Consider the following 18,932-nt stretch of genomic DNA (forward strand, 5'->3'; position numbering starts at 1 on the left):
CGCGGATGCGGACAGCCGTGTTGCGGTGAGGAACCAAGCGCTGTGCGACGGTGAATCTGCGCCGCGCCCCGGTGTTCACCCGATCTCAGCGGGCACCCACCTTCTTCATGCCCGCGAGCACGGTGGTCAGAGTGGTCGCCCACGCGCTCCGTGACAGACCTGCCGGTGCGTCGAAGCCGAGGAGGCGCTGGTGTGCGATCGTCTGCGGCTCCGTGTATTTCAGCATGCCGTCGGCGCCGTGCCTGCGGCCGAGCCCGGAATCGCCCATGCCGCCCATCGGCGAATCGACGCTGCCCCACGCCGCGGCGTAGGCATCGTTGACGTTGACCGTACCCGCGCGCACCCGGGCCGCAACGGCCCGGCCGCGGGCGCCGTCGCGGGTCCAGACGCTGGCATTGAGACCGTAGGCGGTGGCGTTGGCCCGCTCGACGGCCTCGTCGATATCGGCGAAGGGGTAGATCGACACCACCGGCCCGAACGTTTCGTGGTCGTAGAGCGTCATTTCCGGGGTGACATCGGCGAGGATGGTCGGTTCGTAGAACAGCGGCCCGAGATCGGGTCGCGCCCGGCCACCGGCCAGCACAGTGGCGCCCTTGGCGACCGCGTCCTCGACGTGCGCGGTGACGGTATCGAGCTGGGACCGGTTGGTCAGGCAGCCGACGTCGGTGCTGTAGTCGTAGGCGGCACCGATGTTCATCGCCTTCGTCCGCTCGACGAACGCGGCCACGAACTCGTCGCGGATCGCCTCGGCCACATACATCCGTTCGATCGACACGCACAGCTGCCCGGTCGAGGAGAAGCACGCGGACACCGCACCGTCGGCGGCACGATCGATATCGGCGTCGTCGAGGACGATCATCGGGTTCTTGCCGCCGAGTTCGAGAGAAGCGCCGATGAGACGTTCGCCCGCGTCGCGGGCGATCCGGCGACCGCTGGCGGTGGACCCGGTGAACATCAGGTAGTCGGCGTTGTCCATCAGCGACGTGCCGATCGAGCTGCCACGGCCGACCACCATCTGCCACACCCCGCTCGGCAAACCCGCCTCGTGCATCAGATCCAGGGCCCACAGCGCGGTGAGCGCGGTCTGGGTGTCGGGCTTCTGTACCACCGCGTTGCCGGCCAACAGCGCCGCAATCGCGTCTCCGGCCCCCATACTCAGCGGATAGTTCCACGGCGAGATCACAGCGACGACACCCTTCGGATGGTGCAGCTCGGTGGTGTGGGTCAGGATCGGTATGGCGCCCCGGCGACGCTTGGGAGCGAGCAGCCGTGCGGCGCTACGGGCGTAGTACCTGGTGGCGATCGCGATGTCGGTGACTTCCAGGAACGCGTCGCTACGAGTCTTACCGTTCTCGGCCTGGATGAGGTCGAGAACCTCGGCCTGACGTTGCAGTAGCAGGTCGTGGAACCGCAGCAGGATCGCCTTGCGCCTGGCCACCGGCATTGCGGCCCACGAGGTTTGGGCCGTGCGGGCACGCGCGAACGCCGCCTCGACGTCCTCGGGAGTCGAGACGGGCAGCGTGGCCAGCGGGTTGCCGGTATAGGGGACCGTGGTCGTCACCTGTGTGGCGTCCGGACCTGCCGCGATCCGTGCGGTCAACCGGTTGATCTGGGCCGGGGACAGGGAAGGCGGCAGGCCCTCGGTTCGGGTGGCGTGGTCGACAGACATGAAAGCTCCATGGTTTCGGATTCAGTGCAGTGCCGCGCGCAGGGTGTCCTGCGCCAGCTTGATGGCGGCGTCGGCCGCGTGCGTCGAGCGCATCGAATTGATCATCACGAAGTCGTGGATGATGCCGCCGAAGCGCACCTGGGTGACCGGCACCCCGGCCGCCCTGAGCTTGGCCGCGTAGGCCTCGCCCTCGTCACGCAGGACGTCGGCTTCCCCGGTGATCACCAGCGCGGGTGGCAGGCCCGCGAGCTGATCGACCGAAGCGCGCAGCGGTGACGCGTAGATCTCGGCACGCTGGGCGTCGTTGTCGGTGTACTGGTCCCAGAACCAGCGCATGCCGTCGCGGGCGAGAAAGTAGTGCTCGGCGAACTGGTGGTAGGACGCGGTGTCGAAATCGGCGTTGGTGACCGGATAGAACAGCACCTGCTGCGAGATCCGCACATCGCCACGGTCCTTGGCCATCAAGGTGAGTACAGCGGCCATATTGCCGCCCACCGAATCGCCCACGGCCGCGAAACGCGTAGCGTCGAGACCCTTTTCAGCACCGTGTGCGAACACCCATTGTGCGGCGGCGTAGTTCTGTTCGATCGCCGTCGGATATTTCGCTTCCGGCGACAGGTCGTACTCCGGGAACACCACGGCGGCATCGGCGCCGACCGCGAGTTCGCGGACCAGCCGATCGTGGGTGTGCGCGTTGCCGAATACCCAGCCCGCACCGTGGATGTAGAAGATCACCGGAAGCGTGCCGGTGGCGCCCGCCGGTTTGACGATGCGGACTTTCACCGAGCCGGTCGGCCCGCCCTCGACGGTGATCCATTCCTCGTCGATGGCGGGCTTGTCGATGTCACCGGATTGGACCTCGTCGACCGCTTTGCGACCCTGCTCCGGTGGCAACTGGAAAAGGAACGGCGGGGTATCGGTGGCTGTGGCGAACTCCGCTGCCTCAGGCTCGAGAACCGGCTTGATTTCGGTCATCACGATCTCCTTCTGGTCGGGTGTTCATTGAGGCGATGTGCTGTCCTATGCCCTTGTCGGGACCGAAGTCGGAACCGGCATGTGCAAAGCGTTCTGGCCTTCGCTCATCACGTCCAGGCGCAGAGTCTTGATCGGCGCGAGTGATCGAAGATCTCGCGACAGGCGGCCGTGCCCCATCGTCAGCGTGACGTCACGGGGCATCGTCGTGCTGCCGGCCGACAGGACGTTGGTCTGGCTCAGTGTCGAGTGCCAGCCGCCCTTGATCGAGGTGTAGGAGGTGAGCGTCGACACCCGCTCACCGCTGGGATATGCGGTCTGGGCAGGTGTGGCCACCGACAAGGTCAGATCTGTTGCGCCGCTGTCGTCGAGGACCCGGCCGGTGGTCCGGGTGCCATCGACCTCGAAGTCGATCTCGGTGACCCATTTGGGGAAGCCGTAGCCGTCGTGCCCACGGACCTGGGCGATCTCGGTGCTCACCGGCAGCGACAGTACATAGGAATCCAGGCGGTCGCTGTCGAGGCCGGTGAGCAGGTCGGCAAGACCGAGCTTGCCGTGTCTGGCCGGTCGGACCGCGATGCCCACGGCGGCCTCGGTATAGAAGTCGATATCGCAGACGTCGTAACGGAAGAACATGACCGAGACCACGCCGAATCCGGGGAACACTTCCAGCGGCGCCAGCTCAGCGGGCAGCCGGGAACGGATCGCGCGCGAACGGGCCAGCATCGTGAGCCTGGCACTGGACATCCGGTAGTAGAAATTCGGCGTGTAGGTTTCGCCGATCAGTGAGTCGACCTTGGTTTTAGGGAGTTCCCGGAAAAAGTCGACACCGCTGACCCGGGAATCGCGCGCTATCTCGTCCAGATCGGGATTCATGCGATATCTGTCGTAGAGACCGTCTTCCGGCACGGTGACCGTACGACCACCGAGATCTACCTGGACCGTGCTCTGTTGAGTCGTTGACATCGGCGCAGCTCCCTTTGTTTGCTTTTCGAGGCGATCCCGACGCTAACCGTCAATGTAAGCACTGTCAACACTAGCGTGGCGTGACCGTCACGCGGTCAGGTCAACGACCATGCGGCGCCGACGTCGGTGATGAGTCGGTCGGCGAGCTCTTCGGAGGATTGCGGGTTCTGTCCGGTGTAGAGGTTTCCGTCGACCACGATGTGTGGCCGTAAGGGGATGAGCGCCTTCGAATAGTCGACGCCCAGTTCTTTGAGCTTGTCCTCGAGCAGCCACGGTGCCTTCCAGGCGAACCGGTTGAGCAGCTCCTCCCGATTGGACAGCCCGGTCATCCGGCGACCGGCGAACGGATTCTTTCCGTCGGGTCCGGTCGCCGCCGTGATCGCCGCGGGAGCGTGGCAGAGCAGGGCCAAGGGCTTGCCAGAGGCCAACCGGGCGGCGAGCAGCGCGCCGGAGGTCTCGTCGTAGGCCAGGTCTTCCATCGGGCCGTGACCGCCCGGGTAGAAGACGACGTCGAAAGAATCAGAGTCGACAGTGTCGAGCGGGACCGGTGTGGCGAGCGCATCCTGAATGCTGTCGAGGTAGTGCTCGATGTCGCGGCGCTTGCCCGGCATTCCGCCGGAGATGCCGAGGCTGAGCCGGTCGAGCGTGGGTTTCTTGCCGCCCGGGGTCGCGATGGTGATGTCCCATCCGGCTTCGGTAAAAGCGCGGTGCGGAAAAGCGACCTCTTCGGCCCAATAGCCGGACGGGTGCACTGTGCCGTCTTTCAATGTCCAGCGATCCGCGGCCGTGATGACCATCAGCACTTTCGTCACAACATGTTCCTCCTGGGTGCGGTCGTACTCTCGACAGAGGGGATGCCAGGCGGCCGGAACGGCAGAAGAGTCCGTAGACCCGCAGCCAATGTTTTCGCTGCTAACATTAGCCTCGGGGTTGCCCGCCGTCAACGACCCGATGGGCGTATCGGACGAACGAAGGAGTGCATCAGTGAGCAGGTCGAGTAGTCGGCATTCGGGTGGTATCGGGCCGAAGGCGATATCGCCGATCGTCTTGATCGCGCCGGCCATGGCCATCGGTTCGCGCTTCTACGCCCCGCTCGTCGCAGCATTCGCCGACCTCGGCTGGAGCGCGCGGGCGCTGCCCCGGCGGGGCTTCGAACAGGGCACGCCGCAGGCATCGCGGCACAACAACTGGTCCTACCGGGACGAGATCGACACCATCGCGTACGCGGTGGCCGAGGCCCGCAGGGAAGACCCCGCCCGGCCGGTCGTCGTCCTCGGACACAGCCTCGGCGCCCAACTCGCCGCGGGCCACGAGCTCAACCACCCCGGCGCCGATGGCATGGTGACCGTCGGTGGCAGCCTGCCATACCACCGGCATTTTCCGAATTTCGGCCTGCCCGTGGCGATCATGGCTTCGCTCGTGCCGGTCATCACGGCGGTCTACGGTTATCTGCCCAAGCCCGCCTTCGGCGCACCTGGAGCACGCACGCAAATGCGCGAGTGGGCCGCCATGGTCCTGACCGGGCGGCCTCCCTTCCCTGCGCTGGACACAATCAATACACCGACGCTGGTGATCGCCCTCGAAGACGACGCACTGGCACCGCGACGCGGTATCGAGGCTTTCGCCCGCCGGCTGTTCACCCCGGGCAGGGTCACTCGATGGGACTACCGCACCGCGGACGTACCGGCTGGTGCGTCCAACGACCACATCAAGTGGGTGCGGACACCAGGGCCGGTGGTCGACCGGATCGCCACGTGGTGGCACCAGGTGTCGACGACAGCGAGTCATTCGAGCGTGGCCGGCGTGACGGAGTGATCCGGGGCGCATGAGCATTCGCGAAGGCCGTTGTCCGAGTGGGTGACTCGCACGGGATCAGATGATGCGGCCCGGTGTGATTCTCGGTGCGCGCCCCAGCAATTCGGGGCGTGCGCGCCGCGAGGGCACACGGCACGGTGGAGCTATGAACAAGCTCGCGGCGTCGTCCGCACTCGCTCTCTTCCTGCTCGCGTCCGCCGTCGGCGCGGGTTCCGCGCACGCCCAGCAGCCGGTGGCGGACACCGGCTCGTCGAGTCTGGACGTGCTCTGCAGCCCGGTCGGGGGCCTGCTGGTCATGGTGGGCAGCGCCGAGAATCGGTACGGCCCGCTGCTCGGGATGGTCTGCCTCAACCGATGATCAGGGCGGCGTGAGCTCGGTGACCGTTCCGAGGAAACTGGTGACGTACAGGGCGTTCGGATCCCAGCCGGGTCCGAACCCGAACCGTGCCGACGACGACAACGGCAGACCGTCGGCGATCGCGCAGGTCCGGCCGGTGTCCACATCGACCTGCTGAACTGCGCCGGCCACGTTGAGGGTCACGTACGCCTTGCCGTCCGGGCCGACAGTCAGATCGTCGGCCGAGTTCAGTGGCCCGACACCGGGAATCACGGCCTGGCGTGGTGGGCTGTCGGGATCGGCGTAGTCGACGGCGGCGATGACCGATGTGGGGTTGAACGTCGTCGAGACGATGAGCCGATTGCGGTGCGGGTCGAACGCGAGGCCGTTGGTGGAGCTCAGTGACGGCGCGTAGGGTGTCGCGATGTTGTCAGAGGTGACCCGAGTCAAGGTGCCCGCGCCGATGTCTCTGCTCACGACGAAGTCGCCGTTCGGCAACTGCGCCAACCCGTTCGGCATCGTCAGACCGGTGGCCACCGTCTGCACGGTGCCGCTGTCGAGGTGCAGGGCCTGAATCGTCCCGTCGGCGCGGTCGGTGAGGGCGGCGGTGACGCTGTTGCCCGTCGTGAAATACGCGGTGTCGCCGGCGGTCAGGATCGACCCGGGACCCTCCACGTCGCTCACCGCGACAGATCGCGAGCCGTCGGCGCCGAGGCGTTGCAGGGTGCCGGACGATCCGGTGGCGGATTGCTCTGCCAGCAGCAGATTTCCGCGACCGTCGAACCCCAGGTTCTCGAGTATTCCGTACCCCGCCGCGACGGTGTGCCGAGTCCATTGCGCGCACGAAACCGGTTCGGCGGAAGCGGTCTGCGCGGCGGGAAGGGTGGAGGCTGTCGCGGTGATCGCTATCGCGGCGAGCGCGCGAGACATGATGGGGGAGAGGGGCATGGGGTTCCTCGGGTCCGGGCCGGCAGCTCTGCCGTTGTCGGAGGCGGTGTTGTCGACGAGATCGGGCCAAGCCTAGGGCGGCAGTCGTGGAACTCGCACCGAAACAACGGATCGGCCGTGGACGTCGGCGAAAGCCTCGGTGGGGTGATGAAGTCGGAGCTGTGGTCGGCGGGCCACGTCCGCAGCGTCAGAGGTCGCCCGCTTCGAGGATGGTCAGCAACTGGTCGGCCGCGTGGCGCGCTCGGTGGGTGATCTCGTCGGTGTCGGGCTGCGCTCCGCCGAGTAACACCTGGTCGAAGAGCCTGGCCTTCAGCAGTCCGCCGAACACCGCGGCCGCCTCGTACTTGTCGGCGATTCGCCAGCCCTGCCGCTCACGCCACCGGTCCAGATAGGACGCGAAGATCAGGCCGCCACGGCCGAGGACTTCCCGCCGGTAGATGCGCCCGAGTTCGGGAAAACGATCCGCGTCGTGAGCGACCACCCGGTAGAGCGCGAGCTGCTCGTCGGAGAGCGCATGGCGAAGGTACTCCTCGCCCGCGCGAACCAAGCCGACCTCGGGCGGATCGGTGTACCAGGCGGGGTCTCGGGTGGTGTCGCTGTCGGGTGCGCACAGTCCCGCGATGACGGCGGTGAAGAGCTCGTTTTTCGTCTCGAAGTGGCGGTAGAGGGTCTTGATCGAGACGCCGGCCTCGTCGGCGATCTTGTTGACCGAGCTCGCGGCGTATCCCTCGTCGAGGAAGGCCGTGCGCGCGGCCGCGACGATCTGGGCACGCTTGCGCGCCATGAGCCCGGCCTTGGGATCGTCTGTCGCCCACGTTCTGACCATGTGTCCGCCTTCCGTCTTGACCGACCTTACGACAGTAGTTACTGTCGTTTAAAACAACAGTAACTACTGTCGTGAGGGTGGGTCGTCCGAGTGGGCGATCGCGATCTCGAACGACCACACAGAGGCGGGGCTCGGAACATGAAACTGGTGGTCTTCGGTTCGACCGGTATGGGCGGCAGCGCTGTTGTCGCGAAAGCGCTCGAACGCGGGCACGACGTGACAGTCCTCGCGCGCTCCGCGACAAGCGCCGACAAAGCGCCCCACGGCGTTCGCGTCGTGCGCGGCGATGCGCTGGATCCGGCGGCGGTCGAGCGCGCGCTGGACGGCACCGACGCCGTGATCCAGTACCTGGGGGTCGGCGGGCTCGGCGACGGCAAACCCAATGACCTCGTCCCCGACGCCACACGCGTGATCATCGAGAAGATGCGCGCGCACGGCGTCGAACGACTCGTGTGCGCGAGCAACATGGGACTACCCGGTTCCGGTGCCTTCCTTTTCCGCCGCGTCCTGGTGCCGCTGTTCGCGCGCCGCCTGCCGCCCATTCTCGATGCCAAAGTGGCGATGGAAGCCCAGCTCGCAGCCAGTGCGCTGGCCTGGACAGCCGTTCGCCTCCCGGCTCTGAAGGCGGTGGCAGACAAGGGAACCGTCAAGGCCGACCCGAGCGGGCGAGCGACGGGCTACTCCATCACCTGCGGCGATGCCGCCGACTTCATGCTCGACATCATCGAGCAGCGCCAACACCTGCGCACAGCAGTCGGCGTCTCCAACTGACAGCTCACAATCCTGGCCGATCTCGAGTCTCGCGGCTGTTCCGTCCCTGGCCGTTGGAGATCCGGGGCCTGGTGCGCCGCTCGATCAGCGGCCCCGATGCGGTCCTCACCCTGGAGGGGAGGGTGAGGCCCGTGTCGGTCGACGCGGCACCCGCGCGCAGGCTTAGGTGCGCGGGCCGCCGGATCTCACACCACCCGCCGATTGCCCACGTACACCCGGCCGTCGAAACAGCGAAGAGGACTGCCGAAGTCGAGTGACCAGAGCGGATTCGAGTGCTCGCCGGCCGGAATCGCGGTCACCGTTCCCTGACCGCCTCGCGGAACGGCCACGACTCGGGTGCCGTCTGTCGCCCAGGGGATCTGCTCGCTCGGCAGGACGCCGCCGTCGGCGGTGTACGCGTCGAACCACGCATAGGCGACGGCGTTTGTCGCATCGGCGAATCGGGACTTTTCCGTCGTATCCCATCGAACGAGAATCTTGCTGCCGATGCCCGCCACGGTCAGGTGGTGACCGTAGCTCGCCTCTTTGGGGACCTCCCTCGACCAGAGGGCGGAACCGGTCGCCGGATCGAACGCGCCGACGACACCGGTCTGCTTGTTCATCAGCACCGGCACAGCTGCCGCGGTAGCGGGCTCCGCGTAGTGCTCGGCGCCGCCGTTGGGCGAGGGGTCGTCGCCCTGAGTGGAATAGACGGCGTTCGGGATGACGCGCCAGTCGGCACCCACGCTCGACCGTTTCGTGCCGTCGAGCGCGTACATGTCCCGGCCGACGGCGAAGCCGCCGGGAAATGCCGCCCAGTCCGGCGCCCAGACGGTCGCGGAATCGGCGTTCTTCGGCGTCATCTGATACACGATCTTGCCGCTCTCGACAGCTCGTAGCTCGAAGCTCGCTGTCGAGAACGGATCACCCGAGACCGGATCCTTCTCCAGCGACAGCACACTCGCTTCGCGCACCAGACCGGCGCGAACGCCGTCGGCCTGCCAGATCACGGTGCCCGCGCTGTTCGCGACGGTCACCGAACCGCTGGAACTGCCCTTGCGTTCGGGCTCGAAGATCGCGAATGTTTCTCCCGCCGCGACGATTTCGGTCGCGGCGCCGAGCCTGCCGGAGACCGCCCCGGCCTCGATGTCGATGATCGTCGTCGCGTACGAGTCCGAGTCGATGTCCGCGGTTCCCGCCGCCGACTCGGCGTGGCGCACCCGGCATCCCGCGTAGCGGCCCGAGGGCGTGAACACGCAGGCGCCGATGCTCCCACGGCCCACATCGACACTACGGAGCACCGTCCCGTTCTCCGCGTCGAGGATGTCCAGAGAGTTCGTCCGCCCGGTTCGGGCGTAGAGCACCACGTCGTCCGAGCCGCCGACCGGGTACTCGGAGCCCGGCACCGCCGGCTGCCGCCACCGCTCGGCGGTGGGCTGGACGGCAAGGTCGGGACTCTGCGCGGTCACCGAGACGCGGGGCATCGCGCGGGCGGCATCGGTCGGCCCCATCTCGTCGGAACCACTCGACCACGCGACGATCGTCGTCACGACCGCGACGACGATCGCGGCTGCGCCCGCCCCCACCCACCTGCCATGTCTCGGTCGAGCGGGTGCGTCGCTGTCGCGGATCACCGTCGCGATGGCGGCCTGTGGCCCGCCGGGAGGAGACGTCTCAGCGCCCCGCGACCCACTGCCGGACAACCCCAGCGCCGAACCCAGTGCGTTCGCGAAGTCCGACGATGATTCGAAGCGGTCGGCGGGCCGTTTCGCCATCGCCCGTGCGAGCACCCGATCCACCTCGGGACTCAGCTCCGGTCGCGCGGTCCGCACGCTCGGCGGCGCGGCCGTGGCGTGCCGGGTGACCACCACCGCGGGGTTCGCATCCGCGAACGGTGGCCCGCCGGTCAGCAGGTGAAAGACGCTGCAAGCCAGTGAGTATTGATCACTTCGCCCGTCCAGTGGCAATCCGGTCAGCTGCTCGGGCGAGGCGTAGTTCAGCGTCCCGATCATGACGCCCGTGCCGGTCAGATCCGAGGTGTCCGAGACTTGTCGCGCTATCCCGAAATCGGTCAGGAGGAGATCGCCGGTCCGGCTCAGCAGGATGTTCGCCGGTTTCACATCCCGATGCACCAAACCTTGCGCGCTCGCGCGATCCAATGCTCCGGCAACGGATTCCGCGATCCGGACCACCTCGTCGGTAGCGAACGGCCCGATCGTGGACAGCCGCTGGGCCAGGTCCACACCCTCGACCAGTTCCATCGCGATCCACAATCGGCCGTCGCACTCGCCACGGTCATAGACCTTCACGATCGCCGGATGCGACAAACCCGCCGCGAGATCGGCCTCCCGCTCGAACCGGACCCGGTACTGCGGATCCAGCGCGAACTCCGCCGCCAGCACCTTCACCGCGTCCGAGCGCGGCAACCGCGGATGCCTGGCCGCGTAGACCTCGCCCATCCCACCGGCACCGAGCAGCCGTTCGATCACATACCCGGCGAAAACCTCTCCTGGACGCAACATCAGTCCCTCCTCCGGCGACGAGGTTACCGACAGTTCCCCGCGGAGCCGGAGCAACCCGAGCCGGGGTCCGGCCAAGAAATGCGCAGCGCGGTCCAGCGTTGAGAGTCGGTCCATGACGCGTGTTCTCTGGTGCGGCCGCAGTCACAGCGCTGCCAGAACGATCAAACGATGCGCAAACGATGCATTTTTGCTCGATCGGTGTCACAATCGATGGGTGGATGCCGAACGAGTAGCAATCGCGCTTCGACCTTGTGAACCCGCAACCGGTGATGACGGAGCCGCGCGGTTCACCGACTGGCTCGCGCGCACACAGATCTCGGTCCGCGGTCATGTCGACGAGTTCGTCCGCGCGCGTTGCCGGGCAGAACTCGACCCGGCGGGATTCTCGTTCCCGGGCCGGTTGATGATCGATTTCGCGTCGGGCGGCAAGTGCGTACGGTCGGTGTTCGTCTATCTCGGCTGGCTGTGCGGCGGCGCAGGGGAATCCGAAGCCGCCCTGCGTGCGGCCGCCGGTGCGGAACTCCTGCACGCGTTCGCGCTGGTGCAAGACGACGTGATGGACGAGTCGACGGTCCGGCGCGGACAGCGGTCCGCTCACCTCCGGCTCGCCGCATGGCACCGCGATCAGGGATTGTCGGGCTCGCCGGCCCGATTCGGCGAGTCCGCGGCGATCCTCATGGCCGACCTGTTCCTGGTGTGGGCTGAGCGCATGGTGCGCGAGAGCGGCCTGCCTGCCGCCGCGCTGGATCGGGCATGGCCGCGCTACGACGCGATGCGCAGCGAACTGGCGGTAGGTCAGCTCGCGGATCTGACCAACGACGCGAACCGGCTCCCGAGCGTGGGCGAGGTGATGGATATCGCGCGGCGCAAGTCCGGCAACTACACAGTGCGGCGCCCACTCGAATTGGGTGCGGCGATGGCCGGCTGCGGCGAGACGGTGATGCGCGTTCTCGGCGAATACGGCGACGTGATCGGGGAAGCGTTCCAGCTCCGTGACGACCTTCTCGGCATTTTCGGCGACCCGTCGACTACCGGAAAACCCACCGGAGACGATGTCCGGGAACGCAAGGCGACCACCGTGATCGCGCTGGCCGATCAGCTCGCCGAGCCGTCGGATCGCGCCCGGCTACGAGATCTGTGGCGGGCCGAGTTCATCGACGAGCAGGCCGTAGCGCTCGCCCAGACCGTGATCATCGACAGCGGCGCACGCCGGCGTGCCGAGCAGATGATCGGCGAGCGCGTCGAGCACGCACGCCGGCTCCTCCAGAGCGCCGACCTCGAACCATCGGTGGCCGACGCGCTGCAGCGCATGGCGCTGTTGTGCACGCACCGCTCGCACTGACCGGCGAACCCGCCGCCCCACCGAAAGGAAGCAATGCGCACGATATCGGGAACAACCGATGAGGTGGTCGTCGTCGGGGCCGGTCTGGCAGGACTGGCCGCCGCGTTGCACCTGGCAGGACGCGGACGCAGCGTCACGGTGGTGGAGCGCGATACGGTCCCCGGTGGCCGGGCCGGACGGCGCGACGTCGACGGCTATCTGCTCGACACCGGACCGTCAGTGCTCACCATGCCCGACATCGTCGCCGACACCCTCGCCGCGGTCGGTGACAGTCTCGAGTCCCGGTTGGAGCTGTTGCCCGTCGCCCCGGCCTATCGCGCGCACTTCGCCGACGGCACCGCGCTGGATGTCCACAGCGACGCCTCGGCCATGGAGGAATCGGTCCTGGCGTTCGCCGGACCGACAGAGGTCGAGGGATATCGCCGGCTGCGTTCGTGGTTGAGCGAGCTGTACCAGGTCGAATTCGAACGGTTCATCGCCGCGAATGTCGACTCTCCGCTCGGGCTGCTGACGCCGGCGTTCGCGCGGTTGATCGCGTTGGGCGGATTCCGGCGCCTCGACAGGGCCATCGGATCGTTCCTGACCGATGAGCGGCTGCGCCGCGTCTTCACCTTCCAATCGCTCTACGCGGGCGTTTCGCCACAACGCGCACTGGCGCTGTACGCGGTGATTTCCTACATGGACACCGTGGGCGGGGTCTCCTTTCCGCGCGGCGGCATGCGCGCACTACCCGACGCCTTGGCCGCCGCCGCTGTCGATGCCGGTGTGACGTTCTGTTACGGCGAGACAGTCAACGATCTGGAGCGGCGTGGATCCCGGATCACCGCGGTGCTCACCGAGCGTGGCCGCCGAATCCCTTGCGACGCTGTCGTTCTGGCGACCGAGCTTCCCACCGCCTACGAACTGCTCGACCGCGTCCCGCGTCGGCCGAGCAGTTGGCGCCCGGCGCCGTCCGCGGTCGTCATGCACGTCGGTGTCCCCGAATCGGTGCCGACCGCCCATCACAACCTCGTCTTCGGCGCCGCGTGGGAGCAGACCTTCGACGAACTGATCGGTGCCGGAAAAGTGATGACCGACCCGTCGTTGCTGGTGACCCGCCCGACCGCGACCGACCCCACCCTGGCCCCACCCGGCCGCGACCTGTTCACTGTTCTCGCCCCGGTGCCCAACCTCTACCGCAGCGGTGACCTCGACTGGGATCGCCGTGCCACCGCCTACGGCGAGGAGCTGGCCGCGATAGTCGAGAACCGGTTGGTTCCGGGCTTCGTCAGCGACGCCCGGGTCGTGCATCTGGACACGCCCGCCGACTGGCAGCGGCAGGGCCTGCTGGCCGGAACCCCGTTCTCGCTCGCGCACACCTTCGCTCAAACCGGTCCCTTCCGCCCCGCGAACCTGCCGCGCGGTGTGAGCAATGCGGTGCTGGCCGGCTGCGGCACCGTACCCGGCGTGGGCGTACCGACGGCACTGTTGTCGGGCCGCCTCGCCGCCGACCGCGTCACCGGCACGGTGTCCGCGTCGCGGGCTTCGACCTCGACCTCGATCGGAGGCGATCGACGATGATTCGCACGGAACTCGACGCGGCCGGTATCCGCGATGCTCGATTGCGCGAGGCGTACCAGCGCTGCCGGGAACTCAACGCGCGCCATGGCCGCACCTTCTTCCTCGCCACCCGGCTGCTCGCGCCCGCACAGCGCCCGGCGATCCACGCTCTCTACGGCTTCGCCCGGTGGGCCGACGACATCGTCGACGAACCGCTGACCGACGATGCAGCGGGCACTCCGGCGCAACGGCTGGACGCGGTGACGAGGGACCTGCACGACAGCCTTTCCGGTGCCCCGGTCGACGACCCGATTTTCGCCGCGCTGGCCGATACCGTCGCCAGATACGAGATCGACCACGTCCTGTTCGACGAATTCCTCGACTCGATGCGCATGGATCTGACTGTCACCGACTACCCCGACCGGGCCGCGCTCGACCGCTATGTGCGCGGTTCGGCCGATGTGATCGGTTTGCAGGTACTGCCGGTGCTCGGCACCGTCGGCGAACGAGCCGATGCTGCCCCCTACGCGGCTGCGCTGGGAAAAGCGTTTCAGCTCACCAACTTCCTGCGCGATATCGCCGAGGATCTCGACCGCGGCCGGGTGTACCTACCGGCCGACGAGCTGGCTGCCCATGATGTGGACCGCACCAGGTTGCAGTGGTGTCGTTCTCGCCGACGCACCGACGCGAAGGTCCGGTCAGCGCTGGCCGAGCAACACGCGATCGCGCGCGACTGGTATCGGTACGCCGACAGTGGAATAGCGCAACTACACCCGGTGTCGCGACCCTGTGTAGCCACCGCGGCGGTGCTGTACTCGGAAATTCTCGACCGCATCGAGGAGAGCGAGTTCGCGGTGTTCACTGCGCGCGCCACCGTGGGCAACGCGCGCCGCACCCGCGTTGCCGGTTCGGCGTTGGCTCGTGCGCTGTGGGCGCGGCGAGGCAGCCGCGCTCGCGCGCTGACGAACGCGGCAGGCTGATCGTCAGCTGGACGGCACCGCGCCGTCGGCGGGGTTGTGTTCGGCGGTGCCGGTGATGTTGCGGACCATGCCGCCGAACACGGCGTTGTGAAACGGCGTGATCGCTTTCCAGTAGAGGTGCCCGGCAAGACCGTGCGGCTGGAAGATGGCCCGCTGCCGATAGCGGGAGCCGCCGGTCGGGTCCGGTTCCACACCCAGTTCGAGCCACGCCAATCCCGGGAGCTGCATCTCGGCGCGCAGCCGCAGGAGATGGGGCCGGTCGATGTATTCGACGCGCCACCAGTCCAAGGCTTCGCCCGAGTGCAGGTGGCGGGGGTTCTTGCGGCCGCGGCGTAACCCGACACCGCCGGTGACACGGTCGATCCAGCCGCGCAGCGACCAGGCGAGAGGGAAGGAGTACCAGCCGTTCTCGCCGCCGATGGCTTCGATCACCGCCCACACGGTTTCGGGGTCGGCGTCGGTGTGCTGCTCACGAAGGTCCTCGTAGAGTGAGCCGCCCGACCACGCGGGGTCGGTGGGCAGCGGATCCGAGGGTGCGCCGAATGTGCTGGCATCGGACCAGCGGGTGGGTACGTCGGCATGGCGAATACGGGTCAGCGCCAGTTCCACGGCTCGCGCGTAGCGGGTGAGACCTTCGGCGGGATCCGGGATGTGGGTCGCGATATCGTGCTCGCCGCACACGACTTCGTGCACGAGCGACTCGATGAGCGGTACGGCCAGCGCTCGTGGCACAGGGGTCACGAGGTTGACCCACTGCGCCGACAGCCACGGCGTGAGCACCGGAACCGGCAGCACCACACGACGAGTGAGCCCGGCTACCACAGCGTATTCGCGCATCATGGTCAAGTAGGTCATGACGTCGGGCCCGCCGATATCGAACGAGCGATTGACGTCGGCGGGCAACTCCGCGGCCTGCACCAGGTAGTAGAGGACGTCCCGAACGGCGATGGGCTGGATCCGGTTGTGCACCCATCGCGGGGTGATCATCGCGGGCAGGCGTTCGGACAGGTATCGCAGCATCTCGAAACTGGCCGAACCGGATCCGATGATCACCGCGGCGCGCAGTTCCGCTGTGGGAACGCCGGATTCGCGCAGAATTTCGCCGACCTCGGCGCGGGAGGCGAGATGGCGTGACAGCGTCGCGTGCTCGGGGATGATGCCGCCGAGATAGACGATGCGGCGGACACCGGCCGAGTTCGACGCGGCCGCGACGAGCCGCGCAGCCTCGCGATCGATGTCGGAGAAGTCGACCCGGGCCAACGAGTGCACCAGGTAGTAGACGACCTCCTGGTCGGCGACGGCGGCGCGCACCTCGTCATCGTCGGTGACATCGCCACGGACGATCTCGACCTGATCCCGCCACGGAACCTCGGCCAACTTCTCCGGGGTGCGGGCCACCACTCGCACCTGATGGCCGGCCTGGATCAGCTCTGGGACCAGACGTCCACCGATGTAGCCGGTCGCGCCGAACACCACACACCGCATGCTCATCACCCGTTCCCTGTGCTCGTCATCGGCATTGTTCGATGCATAAATGATTCATCATATCGGGATGGTGATCGTTGTGCGAGCTGTTGCCGTGCGCTGACCCGCGCGGACTATCCCCAGTCGCGTCGTGTCGCGGGCATCTCGGCCTTGCCTGTCGCTTCGGGCACCACGCCGAGGACCTGGTGAATCCCGAGTCCGCCGTCCTCGAAGCCCAGCGCGGAGGCGGCCATGTACAGCCGCCAGATTCGGGCTCGCCCATCGCCGACGAGCGAAACCGCCTGTTCCCACTCGTTTTCCAGATTCGCGACCCATTGGCGGAGGGTACGTTCGTAGTGCTCGCGCAGGGCTTCGACGTCACGGACCTCGAATCCGGCGCGTTGCATGGCGAGCACGACCTCGCCCACATCGACGAGTTCGCCGTCCGGGAAGACGTAGCGCCCGATGAAGGAACGATTGCGCATGACGGATCCGCCCGGCGAGGAGATGGCGTGGTTGAGCAGCCGTCCGCGCGGGTGCAGCAGTGCGCGCAGAGTGTCGAAGTATTCGGCGGCGCGCCCGGAGCCGACGTGTTCGAACATGCCGATCGAGGAGATGGCGTCGAACTGCTCGCCGCGCAGGTCCCGATAGTCGGCAAGCCTGATCTCGACACTGTCCGACAACCCCGCCTCGGCGACGCGTTTGCGGGCGAGCTCGACCTGGGCGCTGCTGATGGTGACGCCGACGACCTGCGCGCCGTAGGTCGACGCCGCGTGGATCGCCATGGACCCCCAGCCGCATCCCACGTCGAGCAGGCGCATACCCGACTGCTCGGCCAGGCCCAATTTGCGGCAGATCAAGTCGTGCTTGGCTCGCTGGGCGGCCTCGAGCGAGCCGTCGTCGTCCGGCACGAACCGCGCGCAGGAGTAGGTCATGCTCGGTCCGAGCACCAGCCGGTAGAAGTCGTTGCTGACGTCGTAGTGATGACTGATCGCCGCCGCATCGCGCCGCTTGGTGTGCAGGGGTCCGCGCTGCGGACGGGCTTCCTCCGGCGGCGGTTCCAGGCGGCGACCGAGCGCCCCGAGCTGGCGCGCCGCGCCGATGGCCTGCCATGTCGCCCCGAGACCGAGGCGGGCATCGTTCGGCGCGGTCGACTGGAGTGCTCGCAGCATCGTGAAGATATCGCCGTCGAGATCCACCGCGCCGGAGACGAAAGCACGCGCCAAGCCGAGCTCACCCGGCGCCCAGACCAGGTGACGTAGCGCGTCCTCGGAGCGCACGCGCATCGTGCCGGGACTTTCCCCGTCGGGATGGATCGTGCTGCCGTCCCAGAACTCGAACCCCACCGCGGGGCGGGGGCCCAGCGTGGCTCGCAGCAGGGGTTGGAACGCGGTAGCGATCGTGGACTGGTTACCCATCCGACCACTATGGCCCGCCTGCCGCTGCCACTGCGGCAACGACGCGGCTGTCTGTGCCAGAGGCGGCGGGACTGCGGAGTCGGTCGGTTCGGGGATGCGGTGATCGGCTCGTTCCGGGCGAGCCGGGAGCGGGCGTAGCGTCTAGCGATATGGCCGCGAGATCCAAGCACACCCTTCCCTCGGTGGGTACGAGGGAGCTGGTGGCCGCGTGCCGAACCGAGATTCCCGCGCTGACCAGGCAGTTGATCGCCGCGATCTTCACCGATATCCCGGAGTGGACCGACTACTCGCCGGTGAGCCGGGAGGACCTGCACCATGCGTGCTGCCGCTATCTGACCAGGGTGCTCGATCTGGTCGCCGGTGACGTGACGGGCCCGGATCGCGACGATGTCGCCGCCGCCATCGGCCGCAATCGGGCCGCGCAGGGCGTGCCCCTGGAGGTCATGTTGCGGACGTTCCGGCTCGGCGGTCAGATCGTGTGGGAGGCGCTGCTCGACAAGGCCGGCGAACTCCCGCCCGGTGAGGTCCGCAAGATCGGAGTGGCGACCTGGTCGGCCATCGACGGCATGTCGTCGTCGCTGGTCACCTCCTATCGCAGCACCGAACTGGAGCAGGTTCGTCGCGACGAGCGGCGACGGCACGGCGTGATCGAGGACCTGCTGGCGGGCAGCGCACGCGACGCGACTTTCGCCGCGCGGGCGGCGCGCGAGCTGAACTTGCCCGCCCACGGTGGGTATCTGGTGGTCGCGGTGCGCGGTGATCGTCCGCACGTGGAGTTCGGCACCGAGACCGCGTTGGCGGCCATGGGCATTCGGTCGGTCTGGCACGACCGCGTCGAGACCATGGTGGGGCTGGTCTCGCTCGAGCAGCGAGACGGTTCCGCTGTGCTGGACCAGGTGGGAAGCCGGATCCGGGGCAGGGCAGCGGCGTCACCGGTGGTGCAGGGATTGGCGCAGATCGAGACGGGCCACGCGCTGGCGATGCTCGGCTTGGAGACCCTGCCCGCGACAGCACGGGGTCTGGTGTCGTTGGAGCAGCGCTACCCCGAAGCGTTGTTGCTGCGCTCTCCCGACCTGACCGCGCTCATGGTCGCGCGCACCCTCGGCCCGGTGCTGGAACTGCCGGCCAAAGAGCGCGAGATCCTGTTGCGCACCCTGGCGATCTGGCTCGAAGAGAACTGCTCGGCGGCGAATGCCGCGCCGCGACTGCACTGCCATCGCAACACCGTGATCAACCGGCTCCAGCGAATCTCCGCCCTGCTGGGTCGGCGACTGGAAGGACAGCGGTCCTACCTGGAACTCTCCCTCGCCTTGGCCGCGCTGGAGATGGGCGTGAACCCACCCGGCTGAGCCATCCCGCAACCGTGACCGATTGGGCGCAGCGC

The 18,932-nt window shown here is 67.6% G+C and carries 16 protein-coding genes; 7 read left to right on the forward strand and 9 right to left on the reverse strand.

All coding sequences use genetic code 11. From position 1 onward, the window contains the following. Positions 1-85 precede the first annotated feature (85 nt). From ACWGCN_RS16190 to ACWGCN_RS16205, 4 genes are all read right to left on the reverse strand, one after another. Complete coding sequence (locus tag ACWGCN_RS16190; RefSeq protein WP_452457364.1) at positions 86-1,669, reverse strand: succinic semialdehyde dehydrogenase; 1,584 nt, start codon at positions 1,667-1,669, stop codon at positions 86-88. 21 nt (positions 1,670-1,690) lie between these two features. Beyond that, positions 1,691-2,644 (reverse strand): alpha/beta hydrolase, encoded by a 954-nt coding sequence (locus ACWGCN_RS16195; RefSeq protein ID WP_378989695.1) that lies wholly within the window; start codon positions 2,642-2,644, stop codon positions 1,691-1,693. Positions 2,645-2,689: 45 nt separating this feature from the next. Continuing rightward, entirely contained in the window at positions 2,690-3,607 is a 918-nt protein-coding gene (locus ACWGCN_RS16200) for an acetoacetate decarboxylase family protein (RefSeq protein ID WP_387446891.1), read from the reverse strand. A 95-nt stretch (positions 3,608-3,702) separates the two neighbouring features. After that, positions 3,703-4,419: a type 1 glutamine amidotransferase domain-containing protein gene (locus ACWGCN_RS16205; protein WP_452457392.1), complete on the reverse strand. Its 717-nt coding sequence runs from the start codon at positions 4,417-4,419 to the stop codon at positions 3,703-3,705. 250 nt (positions 4,420-4,669) lie between these two features. Between ACWGCN_RS16205 and ACWGCN_RS16210 the strand changes: the two genes are divergently transcribed. Both ACWGCN_RS16210 and ACWGCN_RS16215 read left to right on the forward strand, forming a co-directional pair. Continuing rightward, a complete protein-coding gene (locus tag ACWGCN_RS16210; protein ID WP_452457363.1) occupies positions 4,670-5,422 on the forward strand; it encodes a serine aminopeptidase domain-containing protein in 753 nt (250 codons plus the stop codon). 145 nt (positions 5,423-5,567) lie between these two features. Next, complete coding sequence (locus ACWGCN_RS16215) at positions 5,568-5,780, forward strand: hypothetical protein (RefSeq protein WP_378989698.1); 213 nt, start codon at positions 5,568-5,570, stop codon at positions 5,778-5,780. Here the strand turns inward: ACWGCN_RS16215 and ACWGCN_RS16220 are convergent, their stop codons facing one another. Next, a complete protein-coding gene (locus ACWGCN_RS16220) occupies positions 5,781-6,707 on the reverse strand; it encodes an SMP-30/gluconolactonase/LRE family protein (RefSeq protein WP_452457362.1) in 927 nt (308 codons plus the stop codon). Between the two features lie 187 nt (positions 6,708-6,894). After that, complete coding sequence (locus tag ACWGCN_RS16225; protein ID WP_452457361.1) at positions 6,895-7,533, reverse strand: TetR/AcrR family transcriptional regulator; 639 nt, start codon at positions 7,531-7,533, stop codon at positions 6,895-6,897. A 138-nt stretch (positions 7,534-7,671) separates the two neighbouring features. On the opposite strand from ACWGCN_RS16225, the gene ACWGCN_RS16230 reads away from it, so the two are divergent. Beyond that, entirely contained in the window at positions 7,672-8,304 is a 633-nt protein-coding gene (locus tag ACWGCN_RS16230; protein WP_387446897.1) for an NAD(P)-dependent oxidoreductase, read from the forward strand. 185 nt (positions 8,305-8,489) lie between these two features. On the opposite strand, the gene ACWGCN_RS16235 is transcribed toward ACWGCN_RS16230, so the two are convergent. Further along, on the reverse strand, positions 8,490-10,805 hold the full coding sequence (locus ACWGCN_RS16235; RefSeq protein ID WP_452457360.1) for a protein kinase domain-containing protein: 2,316 nt from the start codon (positions 10,803-10,805) through the stop codon (positions 8,490-8,492). A 214-nt stretch (positions 10,806-11,019) separates the two neighbouring features. Here ACWGCN_RS16235 and ACWGCN_RS16240 point away from each other — a divergent pair, with 214 nt between their 5' ends. The 3 genes from ACWGCN_RS16240 to ACWGCN_RS16250 are packed head-to-tail and all read left to right on the forward strand — an operon-like array spanning position 11,020 to position 14,666. After that, positions 11,020-12,147, forward strand: a complete 1,128-nt coding sequence (locus ACWGCN_RS16240; protein ID WP_452457359.1) for a polyprenyl synthetase family protein — start codon at positions 11,020-11,022, stop codon at positions 12,145-12,147. Between the two features lie 33 nt (positions 12,148-12,180). Beyond that, the gene (gene crtI, locus ACWGCN_RS16245; protein ID WP_378989705.1) at positions 12,181-13,707 is read left to right on the forward strand and encodes a phytoene desaturase family protein; all 1,527 of its coding nucleotides are present in this window, start codon (positions 12,181-12,183) and stop codon (positions 13,705-13,707) included. Beyond that, positions 13,704-14,666 carry a phytoene/squalene synthase family protein gene (locus ACWGCN_RS16250; protein WP_387446902.1) on the forward strand — a complete coding sequence of 321 codons (963 nt, stop codon included), beginning with the start codon at positions 13,704-13,706 and terminating at the stop codon, positions 14,664-14,666. The genes crtI and ACWGCN_RS16250 overlap by 4 nt, the downstream gene beginning before the upstream one ends. A gap of 3 nt (positions 14,667-14,669) precedes the next feature. On the opposite strand, the gene ACWGCN_RS16255 is transcribed toward ACWGCN_RS16250, so the two are convergent. Both ACWGCN_RS16255 and ACWGCN_RS16260 read right to left on the reverse strand, forming a co-directional pair. Further along, a complete protein-coding gene (locus ACWGCN_RS16255) occupies positions 14,670-16,157 on the reverse strand; it encodes an SDR family oxidoreductase (RefSeq protein WP_452457358.1) in 1,488 nt (495 codons plus the stop codon). 107 nt (positions 16,158-16,264) lie between these two features. Then, positions 16,265-17,548, reverse strand: coding sequence for a class I SAM-dependent methyltransferase (locus ACWGCN_RS16260; protein ID WP_378989708.1), 1,284 nt, complete (start codon positions 17,546-17,548; stop codon positions 16,265-16,267). A 149-nt stretch (positions 17,549-17,697) separates the two neighbouring features. Between ACWGCN_RS16260 and ACWGCN_RS16265 the strand changes: the two genes are divergently transcribed. After that, positions 17,698-18,897: a PucR family transcriptional regulator gene (locus tag ACWGCN_RS16265; RefSeq protein ID WP_378989709.1), complete on the forward strand. Its 1,200-nt coding sequence runs from the start codon at positions 17,698-17,700 to the stop codon at positions 18,895-18,897. The last annotated feature ends 35 nt before the right edge of the window (positions 18,898-18,932 follow it).

This window comes from Nocardia sp. NPDC055050 (genome assembly GCF_053608345.1).

Bases quoted from the DNA above. Each gene is read 5' to 3' on its own strand.
- ACWGCN_RS16190 (WP_452457364.1), bottom strand. From the start codon at position 1,669: ATGTCTGTCGACCACGCCACCCGAACCGAGGGCCTGCCGCCTTCCCTG.
- ACWGCN_RS16195 (WP_378989695.1), bottom strand. From the start codon at position 2,644: ATGACCGAAATCAAGCCGGTTCTCGAGCCTGAGGCAGCGGAGTTCGCC.
- ACWGCN_RS16200 (WP_387446891.1), bottom strand. From the start codon at position 3,607: ATGTCAACGACTCAACAGAGCACGGTCCAGGTAGATCTCGGTGGTCGT.
- ACWGCN_RS16210 (WP_452457363.1), top strand. From the start codon at position 4,670: ATGGCCATCGGTTCGCGCTTCTACGCCCCGCTCGTCGCAGCATTCGCC.
- ACWGCN_RS16215 (WP_378989698.1), top strand. From the start codon at position 5,568: ATGAACAAGCTCGCGGCGTCGTCCGCACTCGCTCTCTTCCTGCTCGCG.
- ACWGCN_RS16220 (WP_452457362.1), bottom strand. From the start codon at position 6,707: ATGCCCCTCTCCCCCATCATGTCTCGCGCGCTCGCCGCGATAGCGATC.
- ACWGCN_RS16225 (WP_452457361.1), bottom strand. From the start codon at position 7,533: ATGGTCAGAACGTGGGCGACAGACGATCCCAAGGCCGGGCTCATGGCG.
- ACWGCN_RS16230 (WP_387446897.1), top strand. From the start codon at position 7,672: ATGAAACTGGTGGTCTTCGGTTCGACCGGTATGGGCGGCAGCGCTGTT.
- ACWGCN_RS16235 (WP_452457360.1), bottom strand. From the start codon at position 10,805: ATGTTGCGTCCAGGAGAGGTTTTCGCCGGGTATGTGATCGAACGGCTG.
- crtI (WP_378989705.1), top strand. From the start codon at position 12,181: ATGCGCACGATATCGGGAACAACCGATGAGGTGGTCGTCGTCGGGGCC.
- ACWGCN_RS16250 (WP_387446902.1), top strand. From the start codon at position 13,704: ATGATTCGCACGGAACTCGACGCGGCCGGTATCCGCGATGCTCGATTG.
- ACWGCN_RS16255 (WP_452457358.1), bottom strand. From the start codon at position 16,157: ATGAGCATGCGGTGTGTGGTGTTCGGCGCGACCGGCTACATCGGTGGA.
- ACWGCN_RS16260 (WP_378989708.1), bottom strand. From the start codon at position 17,548: ATGGGTAACCAGTCCACGATCGCTACCGCGTTCCAACCCCTGCTGCGA.
- ACWGCN_RS16265 (WP_378989709.1), top strand. From the start codon at position 17,698: ATGGCCGCGAGATCCAAGCACACCCTTCCCTCGGTGGGTACGAGGGAG.